Origin of the sequence: Sanguibacter massiliensis (assembly GCF_900240335.1) — a bacterium.
GTDB lineage: Bacteria > Actinomycetota > Actinomycetes > Actinomycetales > Cellulomonadaceae > Flavimobilis > Flavimobilis massiliensis.
This window is the reverse complement of sequence record NZ_LT964979.1, coordinates 1,962,840-1,978,328: the sequence shown is the minus strand read 5'-3', so window position 1 is coordinate 1,978,328 and position 15,489 is coordinate 1,962,840. Positions and strand designations below refer to the sequence as shown.

Genomic DNA, 15,489 nt, shown 5'->3' with positions numbered 1-15,489 from the left:
GGAGCAGCGGTGGCCACGCTGGACGCGGCACCGGCAGCAGCACCGGGGGAGGCTGCGCCGGGGGGTGCCGGCGGAGGCCCGCCGTGGGGCGAGGGTGCGCAGGGTGCCGGCACGGCCGGGGCGTGCGGCCCGGGGGNCTCAACCCCACCCCCTAACCCCCCGGTCCCCCTCGCGAGATAGCGCTTGTCGGTCGAGATAGCGTGCGTCTCGCGCTATCTCGTCGGGGGAGCGCTATCTCGCGGGGGTCGGGAGCGGGCGCTCCGCCCGCGCGCGGATGCCGCGGAGCATCTGCTGCGTCATGAGCCAGCTCGCGAACGTCACCGGCTCGACGACGAGCGCCGCGCTGCGACGCACGTACTCGTAGCGCTCGCGGACGACGAGCCTGCTCGTCCCGGCCGCCGGCTCGTCGAGCACGAACGCCCACGTGAACCGGAACGGCATCTCGGCACCCGGGTCGTCGTCTTCCGGAAGTCCGGCCAGCACGAGCGCGCGCCCCGGCTCGAGCGTGGCGACACGCAGCGCGAGGTCCTCGGCGAGGTGCACGCGGTCCCCGACGGCGAGGTCCTGGAGGTGCGACTCGATGCGGTCGGTCGAGCGGATGCCGAGGCCGACGAGGTTCTCGAGGACGTCGTAGGAGTAGAAGCCGCCGCGGCCCTCGCCGAGCTGCACGAGCCACGGCCACACGGCGTCGGGGGGAGCGTCGATCGTCACCGCGCGCGTGACGACGTGGTCGGCGGCCGGGGTGAGCTCGTCGCCGGGGAGCGTCGCGTCGAGCTCGGCCTCGGTCGAGCCCCATTGCATCGCCCACGTCCGCAGGACGGGGAGCACGGCGAGGGACGAGAGGATGGCGCCCGTCGTGAGCGCCGCACGGAGGGAGGGGCGTCGGACCATGCCCCTATCGCATCACAACGCTGCGTCCGGCACGAGGTCCGGAGGTCCTCACCTGTCAATCCGTCGAGAGGGGGCGAAGCGCGCCCTGACTGGTGGGACCAACGTCCCCACCTGCGACAACGCTATTGACGCACCGTCAATAACGCCGCTAGCGTCGTCGGCATGACGACCGAGAAGGCCCCGCGCAGCCCCCGCACCGCGCCCGACGTCCGCTCCGACGAGCTCGTCGCCGCGGCCCGCGAGCTCTTCGCCGAGCAGGGCCTCACCCGCACGACGCTCGCCGACGTCGCCCGCCGCGTCGGCGTCGCCCGCACGCTCGTCTACCACTACTTCCCCAGCAAGGACGACCTCGTCGACGCGGTGCTCGACGGCTACGTCGACCACTTCGTCACGTCCGTCCGCGCCTGGGACGCCGCCCGCACGACCGGCGACGTCGAGGGCTCCCTCGTCACCGCGATCGCACTCTTCCGCACCCACCTGCGCGCGATGGACCCCATCCGCCCCGATCTCGAACGCGTCGAGGCCACCGGCATGTACAACGCGTTCCTCGACCGCGCGGTCCGCGCGATCGTCGACTGCCTCGAGGAGACGACGGTCCGCGCCTACGCCGCACGGCACCGCATCCGCATCGACCACGTCCGCGAGACGTTCTACGTCCTCGTCTACGGTCTCGTCGGGCTCGCCCGCAACACGCCCGGCATTGACGACGCGCTCCTCGTCGCGCTCGTCCGCCAGGCGCTCCGCCTCGAGCCCGAGGCGAGGGTCGGGCACGGCAACGTCCCCGACGGCGAAGTTCCCGACGGCACCGCGCTCACCGCAGACGCACGCACCCAGCCGGAGGCCGCGACCGACGACTGACACGCAGCGCGCCGGCATGCCGGCGCCGATGAGCGCGAGGTCCACCCAGGGTGCGCCTGGACCACGACGCGCGAGGGGCGGCGCACCACCCTCACGGCGGCGCCGACGCCGCCCCGTCCCAAGGAGTGGTGACAGGTGTTCCTGTTCGACTCGATCCCCTGGTACTCGGCCCTCATGTGGCTGCTCGTCCTCGGGGTGCTCATCGGGCTCAACGAGCTCGTCCGCTGGTCGAAGGTCGCGGCCTACGCGATCTTCATTGTCCTGCCGATCATCCTCACGATCTTCGTGTGGCCGACGACCGCTGCAGCCGGCTCCTCGACCGGCACGTGGTTCCACTGGGTCAAGGTGTACTCGGCGCTCGCCGGCTGCATCGGCTTCATGCTCATCCGCTACAACAAGCGCATCGCGGCGAACAAGTACGCGCTGTGGTTCCCGCCCGCGATCCTCGCGCTCAACATCGCCGAGGCCGTTGTCCGCGACTTCGAGGTCGCCGGGCTCCAGGGCATGCACGACGGCGTCTTCATGGTCGGCGGTCCGTGGAACTACATGAACGGCATCGCCGGCATCCTCAACCTCGTGACGATCTGCGGCTGGGTCGGCATCTTCGTCACCAAGGACCGCTTCCAGGACATGGTGTGGCCCGACATGCTGTGGTTCTGGATCATCGCGTACGACCTGTGGAACTTCGCGTACGTCTACAACTGCGTCGGCGACCACGCGTTCTACGCGGGCGCTGCGCTGCTCATCTCGTGCACCATCCCAGCGTTCTTCCTCCGCAAGGGCGGCTGGCTCCAGCACCGCGCTCACACGCTCGCGTTCTGGATGATGTTCACGATGGCTGTGCCGTCGTTCGTCTCCGACTCGAAGTTCGCGGTCGACGCGTCGCACGACCCGACCGCGCTCTTCACGGTGAGCCTGCTCTCGCTCCTCGCGAACATCGCCGTCGTCGTCTACCAGGTCCGCACGATCGTCGTGAAGCGTCGCCACCCGCTCCGTGACGAGCTGTACACGCACCTCGCCGCGTACCAGGCGGTCGCGTCGGAGCGTCCCGCGCCCGAGGGCTCGCAGCCCGAGGAGGTTGAGGCGGCTCCGGTGGGTTGATCCCGCGCGGGTCATGTCCCGCGTGCGTGGTGCGTCCGACGGCGCGGGCGCGGGTGACCTCAGCCGAGGTCGACGACGAGACCCTCGGGCGTCTTGCGGACGCCCACCGCGGAGAACACGCGGCCGTCAGGGCCGACAAGCGTGATCGAGTCCTTCGCGGAGCCGGTCGACGTCGCACGTGCGAACGTCAGCTGGCGCAGGAAGCCCTGCGAGTCGAGAGCCTCGGCCGGGGCGACGTACGGCGCGTGCTCGGCGACCGCGGGTGCGTCCGGGGCCTCGACCGACGTGTTCGGCGCGTCGAACGTCGGCGCGTCGAACGTCGGCGCGTCGAACGTCGGCGCGGCGACGGGGGCCGACGTGATGTCGACCGGTGCGGAGACGGCCGCTGGCTCGTGCTCCGGCGCGACCGCCGTGGCGTCCGGTGCCTGGACCGCGTCCATGAGGACCGTCGGGGCGTCGAGGTCCGGGTCGGTGTCCGCGGGCTGGGCGGCAAACGCGAACGCGGAGACGCGCGTTGGAGCGTCCGCGGCGGGCGTGTCGGTCGCGGGCTCGTCGACGACGGGTGCCTCGAGGACCGGCTCGGGGGCCGACGCCATCTCGGGCTGGGCGTCCGTGAGCCATGCCGGCAACTCGGCGTCGGCGCTCTCCGCGTCACGCACCTCGGAGTCGAGGTCGAGCGCGATCGGCTCGTCGCCGTCGAGGCTCGCCCACGGCGACTCGTCGGTCGACGCGAGCAGGGAGTCGTCGACGAGGTCTTCGTCGTGAGGCTCGGCGGCAGGCTCGAGCGGGGTCGTCGTGTGCGGGGCGAGCGCCCCGGCGGCGCTGGCCTCGTCGGCGCTGGCCTCTGCGAGCGGTGCGGCCGGTGCGCTCGACCACTCGTCGGCGACCGGCGCCGCAGGCGCGTTGAAGCCCCAGTCGGGAGTGGCTACCGGGGCTGCGGGAGCCACGAAGCCCGGCTCCCAGGGAGCGGGTGCGTCGTCGTTGGCGTTGACGTCGGCGCCGGGGGCGTTGGCGGCAGGAGGGGCCCACGGGTCGCTGGGGGTGCCCACCTCGGCCGTGGCGTCGTCCGCGGCGACGAGGTCGTCGGCGCGGGTCTCGGCCGTGGCGTCGGGCGCCGTGTCGGACTCGGGTGCGTCGTCGGACTCCGGTGCGGTCCAGCGGACGGGCTCGGGTGCCGCCCATGCGGACGAAGGCTCGGCGGGCTGGGCCCAGGCGTCGTCCGGAGCCACGGCCGACCCGTCGGCGAGGTCCTCGGACGCCCCCGGTTCCGTCGTGTCTGCGAGCGATGCGACAGGATCGAGGTCCTCGGCGGGCGTCACGGGGGTGACGTTCGCGCTGAGCGCGAGGTCCTCGGGCCGCTCGGCGGTCGCGAACGACCGCGTCGTGTCGAATGGCCCTGCGGTGTCGGCCGGGGGCGGGGACTGCGGCTCCGCGACGGGTGCGGCCGGTGCGTCCCACGCCGGAGTGACGTCGGTGCTCGCGGGCGGGCTCCACACGGGAGCCGACGGGAACGGCTCGTCCTCGGCGACCGTGTCGACTGGAGTGGGATCCACTGAGGTCTCGTGAGCGGCTGCGGGCGCGGTCTCCTGGAGGGCGACGGCCCAGGCGTCGACGGTGGCCGTCGAGCCGGCGGACGCCTCGTGCACGGCCTCGGCGCTGGCGTGGTCTTGGACGACCTCACCGGCGTCGGCTGCGTCGCCGGCGTCACCCTCATGAGCGTCACCGCGGCCATCGTTGGCCTCGATGTCGTCCGCGGCGGCGGACGGCGCGGGCTGGACGAGGGGCTCGCCGCGCGTGGCACGGCCGATGTACGTGTTGAGCGAGTCGATGATCCCGTCGAGCAGGTCGTCGACCTCGTCGACGAAGTAGCCCTCGGTGAGTTCGGTCGGGCTGAAGCGCGCGTGGAGCAGGTCGTCGGGCGTGAGCAGCGGCGTGCCGTCGCTCTCGACCGTGAGGCCCTGCTCGAGGTGCTCGAGGGTGCGGGCCGCACGCGCGAGGAGTGCGTCGACCTCGGCGATCTCGTAGCCCGACCGGAACTTGGTCGCGGTGAAGCGCGCAGAGCGCACATCTGCGGCGGTAAGCATGCGGTGTCCCCTGACGTCGTGGACCGTGTGGTCAAGCGATAGTACCGACGGGATGCGGTCCCGCGTAGGACGGGCCGGGTCGAAGGCGGGTGGAATCAGCCGAGCACGCCCGCAGTCTTGCGGAGGAAGTCGTCGACCTCGACGATGTCGTAGCCCTCGCGGAACTTCGTCGCCGTGAACTTCCTACTGATGAGGTCGTCGGACGTCAGCACGTGAGCTCCTCAGGTCGTCGCCGATGTCGGTGGGGCGAGCGTAGCGCCCGGCACCGACATCGGGAATGACGGCGGCGCCCGACCCCGCGCGGGGGGTCGGGCGCCGTCGCTCGAGCGTCAGGCGCTGGGCGCCGTGTCCTTCGTGTCGCCCTTGGTGTGGGCGAGCGCGCTGCCCGCGACGCCACCGATGAGCGCCGACAGGTCGATGCCGAGCAGGTCCTTGACGATCTGCTGGCCCTCGCCGAGGACGTTCGTGACGTTCTTCGTGAGCGCGGAGGCGCCGTCGGTCGAGATGACGGTCATCGAGTCGACGGAACCCATGGGCTCGGCCGCAGCACGGATGATCTCGGGCAGGCGCGTGATGAGCTCCTGGGCGAGCGCCGCCTCGCCGTACTTCTTGAGCGCCTCGGCCTTGGCGTCGGTCGCGGCGGCCTCGGCGCGGCCCTCGGCCTCGGTCGCGGCCGCGCGGGCCTCGCCCTCGGCGCGGATACCGGCGGCGAGCGCGACCTGGCGGTCCCGCTCGGCCTCACCGGCGCGGCGCACGGACTCGGCGGCGGCCTCGGCGTCCTGGATCGCGGCGGTCTTGTTGGCCTGGGCGATCGTCGTGCGTTTGAACGCGTCGGCCTCGGTCGCGGCGTTCGCGGCGTCACGCTCGGCGTTGGCCTTCTGGACGGCGGCGTACGCGTCGGCCTCGGCGGGCTTGCGGACGGAGATGTCGAGCTCCTCCTCCGTGACCTTCGCCTGCTCGGTGAGGGCCTCGCGCTGCTGGAGAGCGACGAGTCGCTCCTGCTCGACGCGCGCGAGCTGGCCGGCGGCGTCGGCCTCGGCGTTGGCGCGGTCGGTCTCGGCCTTGATCGTCGCCTTCTTGAGGTCGAGCGCCTTCTGACGCTCGGCGATCTGCTCGGCGGCCTCGATGACCGCGAACTCGGCGATGCGGCGGGCCTCGGCCTCCGAGACCTCGGCGACCTGGCGGGCGCGCGCGTTCTCGGCACGTCCGAGGTTCGCGAGGTAGTCGGAGCCGGGGGTGGAGATGTCGGAGATGTTGAGGAGGTCGACCTGGAGGCCCTGCTCGGCGAGGTCCGTCTTCGTCGAGTCGACGACGCGGTCGGAGAGGCCCTTGCGGTCGGAGATGATCTGCTCGATCGTCATGTCCCCGACGATGGAGCGCAGCGAGCCCTCGAGGGACTCCTTGATGATCTCGGTGAGCGCGTCCTGCTGGGAGAGGAAGCGCTGGGCGGCACGGCGCACGCCGTCGTCGTCGCCGCGGACCTTGAAGTTGATGGACGCCTTGATGGCGATCTTCACGCGGTTCTTGTCGACGCCCTCGACGGTGATACCGATCTGGCGCTGCTCGAGGGAGATCGGGAAGCCCTGCTGGAGGATCGGCCACACGAAGACGCGGCCGCCGACGACGACGCGCTGGCCGCCGATCATGTCGGGCTGGTTCTTGCCCGCGCCGCGGCCGACGATGACGAGTGCCTCGTTCGGTGGGACCCGTCGGATGCGCTTGGCGATGAAGGTGACGATCGCGAGGAACGCGATCGCGAGGAGCGCGACCCCGACGACTGTCCAGAAGTTGGAGTCGGTGCTGCTGGCGGGCATGCGGGGAGTCCTTCCGTGGCGGTGCGGTCCGGCTGACGGACGTCGGCCGGGGCGGTGCTCGTGCACGCCGGGAGGCGCGCGGGTGCGGCGGCGTCGGGCGTGCCCGACGTGCGACGGCGAGCCGTCGCGGGGAGGTCAAGCGGTGGTGGCGCTGTCGCCGGGGGTGACCTTGACGCGGGAGCCCTCCTGGGCGACGACGACGATGCGCGTGCCTTCGGGGATGAGTGCGTCGGACCAGGCCATGCGGCGTTCGATCTCCTGCGGGGCGTCGAGGAAGACCTCGCCGCGCTGCGGGGTGATGTCCGACTTCGCGACGCCGGTCATGCCGACGAGCTGGAGCGGCTGTCCGTCCTCGGTCGCCTGGAGCCGCTTGATGACGAGCTGTGAGAGCCAGACGGCGGCGACGCCGGCGACGGCGGAGCCGCCGTAGACGAGCGCGGTCGGCAGGTCGTTGGCGGTCGTCATGATGCCGATCGCGCCGAAGACGATCGCGCCGACGCCGAGCCCCGTGCTCGAGAGCGCGCCGTCGCCGAGCTCGATGAACTCGCCGAGGAGCATGGAACCGACGACGAGCAGCAGCCCGATGGCGCCAATGATGATGAAGGCCGTCATGAAACTCTCTTCCCCCTGGGTGAAACTCCCCTAGGGCCCGAACGATAGCGGAGGCGGGAGCGGGGCGCGCGGGACCCGGCGATCTTCGTGGACGACGAGCGGCGACGACGACCTGTGGTCAGGGTGACAGGTGCCCGGCGGAACGGTGAACGGGACCGCGAGATGCTGTCGAACCGGGTGTTCGGTGCGGGCGCGGGCGGCAGGATCGTCGCGTGATCACTCGCACCATCGCCCCGCACGTCGGCGGCCGCCGTCGTGAGACTGCGATCGACCGGATCGACGACCCGTTCGTGCCCGTCGGCCGCCTGGCCGTCCCCATCGAGGTCGTCGACGCGTCGACCCTCTACCCGGTCGTCGCCGCGCTCTTCCGCTCGGAGAACGTCTCGTCGGTCGCCGTGTGCGACGCGGCGGAGCCGGGCCGCGTCGGGATCGTCTCGCGCGACCGCCATACGGCGGTGAGCGCAGGGACGCTCGGGTACGGGCGGGCGCTGCTCGCCCGGCGGCCGGTCGGTGAGGTCGTCGACTGGGATCCGCTCGCGGTGCCGCAGACGATGGCTGTCGTTGAGGTCGTGCGGCTCGCGATGGCGCGCCCGGAGGCGCGGCGGTTCGACGACGTCGTCGTTCATGGTGCGGTGTGGCAGGTGGTGACCGTGCCGATGCTCGTGCGTGCGCTCGCGGACGTGGTGACGCGTCACTGGCGAGCCTGACGGCCCCGCCCTCCGCGACCCGTAGGTCCGGAGCACTATCGAAAGGTGCAGGGCCGCGACGAGTCGCCCGAGGGGGGCGACTCGTAGGTCCGGAGCACCATCGAACGGTGCTCCGGACCTACGAGTGGGCAGGGAGTGAGCCTCAGAAGGGGCCGTCGCCGTAGACCTGGGTGAGACCGCGGGCGACGAGACGGTCGGAGCTGCGAGCGTTCATGCTCCGATCGTGCGCGTCGCGGGGTGCGCGCCGCGTCGGGCCGCGGTGGGGTGCGCGCTCGCGGCCTGCGACCGTGGTGGGAGTGTGCGGGTCCGCCCGTGGGCGGACCCGGACGGCGCTGGCCTCCCTGGGGACGTCGTCGACGCGCGCCGAGCGACCCCCGTGGTGAATCGGAATATCGGTCCCACCTACGACGATATGAAGTTGAAGGATTAACCGTCTCATTATCCGTTGCTCAGGGGAAAAGCACCTCCTCCCGACATAGCATCGAGATCCTGTCGCGCGCACCGCGCGCACCGCGAGCACCATGTGCTCCCGCGCGGCGGACACACGCTAGGGGGAGCTGTGACGCACTACGCGACGATCGACCATGCCCTGGGCGAACGCACCCAGCGACACTTCGGGGACGGACACCGCCGGTCCCGCTACGAGGTCCGCGCCGAGCACGTCGACCTCAGCGGCGCGCGCTGCCGGGGCAGCGTCGTCCATGACGGCGCCTGGTCCCACAAGGCCCACGAAACCGTCGAGCGGCACCTCAGCACCGTCGACGCCGTCTGCCTCACGGCACTTGCGCTCGAGCGCGCGCTCGAGAGCGGGCCGGTCGACGTCCGGCACCTCGACGTCACGCACGTCGAGATCCGCGCGGCCGCAGGCGGCCCCGAGGACCTCGCCGACGTCCCGGTGGCGGTCGCCGTCAGCTGGGACCCGACGGACGCGCGGTTCACGTGCAGCGGCACGGTCGGCTCCATGCGCGTCCGGCTGCGCGCCGAGGAACGGCTCGCCGGCACGAGCGGGTTCGTCTCCGACGGCTCGGTCCTCAGCGAGTGGGCCTACGCGGCCGTCCGGGCGCGCATCGGCCTCAATCCCGATGCCCCGCTGCTCCAGCAGGTCTCCAAGCCGGTCCTCACGCTCCCGGCACTCCCGTTCCTGCGCCGCTACGTCGCGGCCTACGGTGCCCTGGCACGGCTCCACACGCGTGACGCGTACGACCAGGTCATCCACCTGAGGCCCGAGGTTCCCATGGACCCCGACGGCCATCGGCCCGTCTCCGAGCGCTATCGCGTCCTCTCCGACCGCGATCTCCTCGACGAGATGACGCGGCTCGGGCTGCCGCTGCGCGAACGCGCGGCGCTCCTCACCCGCCTCTGACACGGCGCCGTACCGCCCCACCACGCCAGCCCCACCCCCGAAAGGCACCATGAGTCTCGTCACGCTGCAGAACGTCAGCAAGGTCTACCCCGTCGGTGAGCAGGAGGTCCGTGCGCTCGACGGCGTGGACCTCAGCATCGAGGCGGGTGCGTTCACCGTCGTCCTCGGACCGTCCGGCTCCGGCAAGTCCACCGCGCTCAACCTCCTCGGTGGCATGGACACCCCGACCTCGGGGCGCATCGACGCCGCCGGGACGGACCTCACCGCGCTCGACGACCGCGGCCTCACCGCGTACCGGCGCGACAAGGTGGGCTTCGTCTTCCAGCACTACAACCTCGTGCCCAACCTCACGGCTGCGGAGAACGTCGGGCTCGGCTCACAGTTCGCGCGCGACGCGGTCGCGCCGGCCGACGCCCTCGCGTCGGTCGGCCTCGGCGGCCGCGAGCAGTCCTTCCCCGCCGAACTGTCGGGCGGTCAGATGCAGCGTGTCGCGATCGCTCGAGCGCTCGCCAAGCGTCCGCCGCTGCTCCTGTGCGACGAGCCGACCGGCGCGCTCGACTCGGAGACCGGACGCTCCGTCATCACGCTGCTGCGCTCGATCGCCGACGGCAGCGGCACCGCCGTCGTCGTCGTCACGCACAACGCGGAGATCGCACGGATCGCCGACCATGTCATCACCCTGCACGACGGCTCGGTCCGCGAGGACCGGCGCAACGAGTCGCCCGCCTCGCCCGAGGAGATCGACTGGTGAGCCACCACCTGCGCCTCAAGCTCCGCCGCGACGTCCGCCGCCACTGGTCGCAGTTCGTCGCGGTCCTCCTCATGTCCGCGCTGTCCGTGCTCGTCTACACCGGGCTCGAAGGAGCATGGAACGGCCTGCGCACGCAGCTCGACGCGTACGCCGCCGAAACCGATCTTGCCGACGTGTGGGTGAGGACGACCGATGCGAGCCCGGCGGGGGTCGCCGCGGTCGCCGCCGTCGACGGTGTCGCGCACGCCGAGCCTGCGACCCTTCTCGCGGCGACGACCGGCGGCACGCACCTCGAGCTCGAGGTCGTCGGCGCCACGGCGAGGACGCTCTCGCGTCCCGTCGTGCGCACCGGCCTCGCCCCGTCCGCGACGGCCGACGGCGTCTGGGTCGCCGAGCCGTTCGCGGACGTGCGCGGGCTCGAGGTCGGTGACACTCTGCCGCTGACGATCGGCGGCACGACGCGTGACGTCGCGATCCTCGGGACGATCCTCTCGCCCGAGCACCTCTACTACACGGGCACGCCCGCGCTCGTCGCACCGGATCCCGCGACCGAGTCCTACGCGCTCGTCCCCGAGGACCTCGTCACCGAGCTCGTCGGGGTGGTGCCCGCGCCGAACGTCGTGCGCGTCGCCGCGCGACCGGAGGCGGCCGACGGGCTCGCCGCACGTGTCGCCGACGCGACCGCCACGACGTCGTTGCGCGTCACCGACCGCACGACGGCCGACGCGGTGTCGACCGCGTTCGACCGGGTCGACCAGATCCGCGAGCTCTCGGTGCTCTTCTCGTTCATCTTCGTCCTCCTCGCGATCCTCGCGATGTACACGTCGACGCGACGGCTCGTCGACATGCAGCGTCGCGAGATCGCCGTCCTCAAGGCCCTCGGCTTTCCCGCCGCGAGCATCGGAGCGCACTTCGCGTCGTACGGGCTCGTCGCGGGCGGCCTCGGTACCGTCGCGGGTCTCGCGATCGCTCCGGCCATGTCGACGTACGTCCTCGGGACGCAGCGCGCCATGCTTTCCGCGCCCACGTGGCGCGTCGCGTACACGCCCGTGCCGCTCGTCGTCGCGGCGATCGTCGTCGGCGTCTGCGTGCTCGGCGCTTACCTCGCGGCCCGTCCCTCGCTCCCGGGCGCGCCTGCCGACCAGATGCGCCCCGGCGTCGCGCAGGGCCGCCGCATCCTGCTCGAGCGGGCGACCGCCTGGTGGTCCCGCACGAGCTACGGCTCGCGCTGGGCGTGGCGCGACAGCGGCACGAATGTCACGCGGTTCGTCATGGGGGTCGTCGGTGTCGGCGGCAGCCTCATGCTGCTCTTCGCGGGCTTCGGCATGGCTGACAGCATGAACGGGCAGGTGACGTCGGCGTTCGTCGACGAGGCCCGCTACACGGCGCGGCTCTCCCTCGCGCCGGGCGCGGACGTCGCGGCCCTGGCCGCGACCGCGGGACGGGTTCAGGTCGTCCAGGAGACCGTCGTCCGTACGGCGCCGTCCGACGCCTTCGACCGCGTCCTCACCGTCCTCGACGAGGGGACGTTCGTGCACCTCACGGCGGTCGACGGCGAGCCGGCACGGCTCACGGGTGCCGCCGTGAGCGAGGCGACCGCGGAACGCCTCGGCGTCCGTGCGGGCGACACGCTCACGCTCACGATGCCCGCAGGGGGCGGCACGGTCGACGTCGTCGTTGACGAGCTCCTCGCGTCGAGCGCCCCGCAGGGCGTGACGCTCACGCGCGCGGCGTGGGAGCGGCTCGGTCAGACGTTCGCGCCGACGACGTTGCTCGTCGGCGACGACGCCCCGCTCGACGTGCTCGCGGCCGACGCGGACGTCACACGCGTCCTCGAACGGTCGCACCAGGAGACCGTCGCGTCGGACATGGTGACGGACCTCGGAGGCATCTTCATGCTCATCCGGGTGTTCGCGATCCTCCTCACCGTCATCGTGCTCTACAGCCTCGGGTCGCTCGCGTTCACTGAGCGAGTGCGCGACTACGCGACGCTCAAGGTGCTGGGCTTCGGCACGGGGGATCTGCGGCGGCTCGCGGCGCGCGAGAACGTCACGGCGACGGTGCTCGGGCTGGCCGTCGGCATCCCTGCGGGGCTGTGGTTCCTCGGGGAGTACGTCGGGACGTTCTCGACGCCGCGGATCGAGTACACGGCGCAGATCACGCTCGTGAGCGTCGCCGTCGCGATGGCGATCGCCGCCGGGTTCTCGCTGCTCACGACGTTCCTCCTGGGCCGTCGGATCGCGCGCGTCGACATGGTGGGGGCGCTCAAGGGCGTCGAGTGAGCTCGCGGCCGACGGCCCTCCTCACGCACGCTCGCTCAGACGGTGAGGGCCCGCTCATGGGCGGACCCTCACCGTCTCGGCGAGCGTCGGAGGGCTCGCCGCGCGGGCCCGCGGGTGCCGCACGTGCCCGTCGGCCGGCTCGCCGTGCCCATCGAGGTCGTCGAGGCGACGACCCTCTACCCCGTCGTCGCCGAGCTCTTCAGACCGGAGAGCGTCACGTCGGTCGCCGTGTGCGACAGCGACGACCCGCGGTGGATCGGCCTCATCTCGCGGGAGCGGCACACGGCTGTGAGCGCAGGGACCCTCGGCTATGGTCGCGCGCTGCTCGCGCGCCGGCAGGTGGGGGAGGTCGTCGACCGCAGTCCGCTCGCGGTGCCGCAGACGATGCCTGTCGTCGAGGTCGTGCGGCTGGCGATGGCGCGTCCGGAGGCTCGGCGGTTCGACGACGTCGTCGTGTACGGCGCGGTGTGGCAGGTGGTGACCGTGCCGACGCTCGTGCGGGCGCTCGCGGACGCGGTGACGACCCGCTGGCGGGCCTGACCCCCGCACCCCCCGGAACTGGTAGCGCGTCAGCACACTGCGTGAGTGTGCCGGGACCCTACGAGTCGCTTCAGGGTGGTGACTGGTCAGGCGGCGCCGTCGCGCTCGACGACGAGGAGGTCGCCGACGTCGCACGCGAGTGCGTCGCACAGGGCGACGAGCGTGCTGAACCGGATGGCCCGCGCGCGGTCGTTCTTGAGGACGGAGAGGTTGGCGCGCGTGATGCCGGTGCGAGCGGCGAGCTCCTGGAGCGTCATGCCGCGGGCGTCGAGCAGGGCGTCGAGACGGCAGCGGACGACAAGCCCGTCGTCGGCGGGCCCTGCGGGCTCGGCGGGGCGGTGGCGGGCCATCAGACGAGGTCCCGCAGGTCCTCGGCGTCGCGCTCGGCGGCGCGCAGGACGAGGGCGAGGACGAGCAGCGCCAGCCCGCCGACAAGGGCGACCTGGTTGACGACGAGCTCGATGTCCTCGGGGAAGATCGTCGTGACGCCGCGCTCGGTGCGCAGGCGTGCGGCGATGCTGCGCAGGGCGTTCGCCTCGAGGACGCTTGCGGCGACCGGGCCGACGAGGAGGATGACGCCGCAGACGGTGCTGCCGCGGACGAGCATGCGGTAGACGGAGCGGTTGAGGGCGACGCGGGCGCCGAGGGTCGCGACGAGCGCGACGAGGCAGAGGATCGTCAGTGCGGTGAGCGTGCGGGCGAGGGTGAGCTGGAGGTGTGGGCCGCCATCGTCGAAGAACTGCAGTGAGAGGTCGGCGTGCCCGCCCAGGCCGTAGACGATGCTCACGCTCGGGAACTCGTCGGAGGTGAGGGTCTCGACGATCTCCACGCGGGTCGGGAGCGTCACCTCGACCTCGCCGGTCGCGAGCCACGTGCGGACGACGGACCACAGCGCACTGCCGAGTCGGGGAAGCGAGAGGCCGAGGATCGCGAGCGTGAGGAGTGCGGCGCTCACGCGGGCCCACGGGGACAGGCCGGAGCGGAGCCGCGGCCGGGCGTCGGGCGTCGTCGTCATGGGTCCTCCACACGCCAGGGGTATCGAGGATCGATACATCCGAGACGGAGAATGTATCGATCCTCGATACGCGACGCAAGAGGTGCGGCCGCGACCCACTCGCTCAGTGCGTGGCGACCTCGACGTCCCCGGACCGGCGCGTGCTTGAGCGCCGCAGCACGGGCGCGGACGCGACGACGAGCAGGGCGCCGACGCCTGCCGCGATGATTGCGACGATGAACCCCGCGTGTGCGCCGGCGGCGTCGATGCGCGAGCCCGCGACCGACGAGCCGAGCGAGACACCCACGCCGAGAGCCGTCCCGACGTACGTGAGGCCCTCGGTGAGCTGGGTCTGCGGGACGATGAGCTGCACGAGGCCGTTCCCGCCGATGAGCGACGGCGCGATCATGAGCCCGGTGAAGAACATGAGCCCGGCGAGGGCCCACAGCGAGTCGACGAGCGGGAAGAACGCGACGCCGCCGGCGAGCCCGAGCATCGTCACGACGAACCGCACCCACAGGGGCGTCACCCAGCGGCGTGCGCCGTACCAGAGGCCCGCGACGAGCGACCCGCACGCGAAGACCGCGAGGATGAGCCCCGCCGCGCGCTTGTCTCCGTGCTCCTGGGCGAAGGCGATCGTCGCGACGTCGGTCGCGCCGAAGACGGCGCCGAGCGCGACGAACACGAGGACGAGCGAGACCATCGCGCCGAAACGCAGAACGGTCGGCTGCCGCTCCTCGCGCGTCTGCGGCGTGGGGACGGGCTCAGAGTCCTTGAGGGAGAGGAACCAGTAGCCGCCGACGAGCATCGCGACGACGGGGAAGACGATGCCCGCCCACGGGGTCACGGAGGTCGCGAGCCAGGTTGCGAGGACGGGGCCGATGACGAAGACGACCTCGTCGAGCGACGCCTCGAGCGAGTAGGCGGTGTGGAGGTCGTGGGGGTTGCCGCCGACGAGCTTCGACCAGCGGGCGCGGACGAGCGTGCCCATCGAGCCGATCGTCGAGCCGCCGAGGGCGGCGATCGCGTAAAGCGCCCAGTCGGGGGCGTCGAGCACGGACGCGACGATGAGTCCGGTGATGCCGGTGGCGGCGATCGCGAGGAGGGGGCGCATGATGCGCGACTGGCCGTGGCGGTCGATGAGGCGGGCGATCTGGGGCCCGCACACGGCCTGTGCGAGGACGTAGACGGCGGAGACACGGCCTGCGAGGGCGTAGGAGCCGTGGAGGCCCTCGATCATGAGGACGATGCCGATGCCGACCATCGCCATGGGGAAGCGCGAGATGAGCCCGGAGATGGAGAACTGGGCTGCGCCGGGTCGCGCGAGGATCTCCCGGTAAGGACCGCCAAATGCCATTGGGACATTCTCTCACCCGTCAACCGGTCTCAGGCGGTGAGATCCGACACCCCGTGCCCGCCCCCATCNGGGGCCCCCCCGCGGCCCCTACCCCCCGCGCCCGCGGCCGCCCCCCGGCCCCGGGCCCCCGGCCCC

General features: G+C 72.2%; 15 protein-coding genes. 7 read left to right on the top strand and 8 right to left on the bottom strand.

The genetic code is table 11. The features are described 5' to 3' along the window. Positions 1-231: 231 nt before the first annotated feature. A complete protein-coding gene (locus C1729_RS09220; RefSeq protein ID WP_102509677.1) occupies positions 232-891 on the bottom strand; it encodes a hypothetical protein in 660 nt (219 codons plus the stop codon). 162 nt (positions 892-1,053) lie between these two features. Here C1729_RS09220 and C1729_RS09215 point away from each other — a divergent pair, with 162 nt between their 5' ends. Together C1729_RS09215 and C1729_RS09210 are read left to right on the top strand one after the other, a co-directional pair. After that, on the top strand, positions 1,054-1,749 hold the full coding sequence (locus tag C1729_RS09215) for a TetR/AcrR family transcriptional regulator (RefSeq protein ID WP_102509676.1): 696 nt from the start codon (positions 1,054-1,056) through the stop codon (positions 1,747-1,749). Between the two features lie 135 nt (positions 1,750-1,884). Then, positions 1,885-2,850 carry a DUF5692 family protein gene (locus tag C1729_RS09210; protein WP_102509675.1) on the top strand — a complete coding sequence of 322 codons (966 nt, stop codon included), beginning with the start codon at positions 1,885-1,887 and terminating at the stop codon, positions 2,848-2,850. 59 nt (positions 2,851-2,909) lie between these two features. Here the strand turns inward: C1729_RS09210 and C1729_RS09205 are convergent, their stop codons facing one another. The 4 genes from C1729_RS09205 to C1729_RS09190 form a co-directional block, all read right to left on the bottom strand. Then, positions 2,910-4,934: a DivIVA domain-containing protein gene (locus C1729_RS09205; RefSeq protein ID WP_102510616.1), complete on the bottom strand. Its 2,025-nt coding sequence runs from the start codon at positions 4,932-4,934 to the stop codon at positions 2,910-2,912. Positions 4,935-5,029: 95 nt separating this feature from the next. Further along, positions 5,030-5,146, bottom strand: coding sequence for a DivIVA domain-containing protein (locus C1729_RS09200; protein ID WP_102509674.1), 117 nt, complete (start codon positions 5,144-5,146; stop codon positions 5,030-5,032). 117 nt (positions 5,147-5,263) lie between these two features. Then, positions 5,264-6,748 carry a flotillin family protein gene (locus C1729_RS09195; RefSeq protein WP_102509673.1) on the bottom strand — a complete coding sequence of 495 codons (1,485 nt, stop codon included), beginning with the start codon at positions 6,746-6,748 and terminating at the stop codon, positions 5,264-5,266. A 135-nt stretch (positions 6,749-6,883) separates the two neighbouring features. Continuing rightward, on the bottom strand, positions 6,884-7,360 hold the full coding sequence (locus tag C1729_RS09190; RefSeq protein WP_102509672.1) for an NfeD family protein: 477 nt from the start codon (positions 7,358-7,360) through the stop codon (positions 6,884-6,886). A gap of 212 nt (positions 7,361-7,572) precedes the next feature. Here C1729_RS09190 and C1729_RS09185 point away from each other — a divergent pair, with 212 nt between their 5' ends. The 5 genes from C1729_RS09185 to C1729_RS09165 all read left to right on the top strand — a co-directional run bounded on the left by C1729_RS09185 (position 7,573) and on the right by C1729_RS09165 (position 13,003). Continuing rightward, positions 7,573-8,067: a CBS domain-containing protein gene (locus C1729_RS09185; protein WP_102509671.1), complete on the top strand. Its 495-nt coding sequence runs from the start codon at positions 7,573-7,575 to the stop codon at positions 8,065-8,067. Between the two features lie 559 nt (positions 8,068-8,626). Beyond that, complete coding sequence (locus tag C1729_RS09180; RefSeq protein ID WP_102509670.1) at positions 8,627-9,430, top strand: AvrD family protein; 804 nt, start codon at positions 8,627-8,629, stop codon at positions 9,428-9,430. Positions 9,431-9,479: 49 nt separating this feature from the next. Further along, a complete protein-coding gene (locus C1729_RS09175) occupies positions 9,480-10,181 on the top strand; it encodes an ABC transporter ATP-binding protein (protein WP_102509669.1) in 702 nt (233 codons plus the stop codon). Continuing rightward, the gene (locus tag C1729_RS09170; RefSeq protein WP_102509668.1) at positions 10,178-12,463 is read left to right on the top strand and encodes an ABC transporter permease; all 2,286 of its coding nucleotides are present in this window, start codon (positions 10,178-10,180) and stop codon (positions 12,461-12,463) included. The genes C1729_RS09175 and C1729_RS09170 overlap by 4 nt, the downstream gene beginning before the upstream one ends. Positions 12,464-12,586: 123 nt before the next feature. Next, positions 12,587-13,003 (top strand): CBS domain-containing protein, encoded by a 417-nt coding sequence (locus C1729_RS09165; RefSeq protein ID WP_129590712.1) that lies wholly within the window; start codon positions 12,587-12,589, stop codon positions 13,001-13,003. An 86-nt stretch (positions 13,004-13,089) separates the two neighbouring features. Here C1729_RS09165 and C1729_RS09160 read toward each other — a convergent pair whose 3' ends face one another. The 3 genes from C1729_RS09160 to C1729_RS09150 form a co-directional block, all read right to left on the bottom strand. Further along, positions 13,090-13,353, bottom strand: coding sequence for a helix-turn-helix domain-containing protein (locus tag C1729_RS09160; protein ID WP_102509666.1), 264 nt, complete (start codon positions 13,351-13,353; stop codon positions 13,090-13,092). Further along, positions 13,353-14,018, bottom strand: coding sequence for a hypothetical protein (locus C1729_RS09155; protein ID WP_102509665.1), 666 nt, complete (start codon positions 14,016-14,018; stop codon positions 13,353-13,355). Before C1729_RS09155 ends, C1729_RS09160 begins: the two co-directional genes overlap by 1 nt. Positions 14,019-14,121: 103 nt before the next feature. Further along, the gene (locus C1729_RS09150; RefSeq protein ID WP_102509664.1) at positions 14,122-15,354 is read right to left on the bottom strand and encodes an MFS transporter; all 1,233 of its coding nucleotides are present in this window, start codon (positions 15,352-15,354) and stop codon (positions 14,122-14,124) included. Positions 15,355-15,489: the final 135 nt, after the last annotated feature.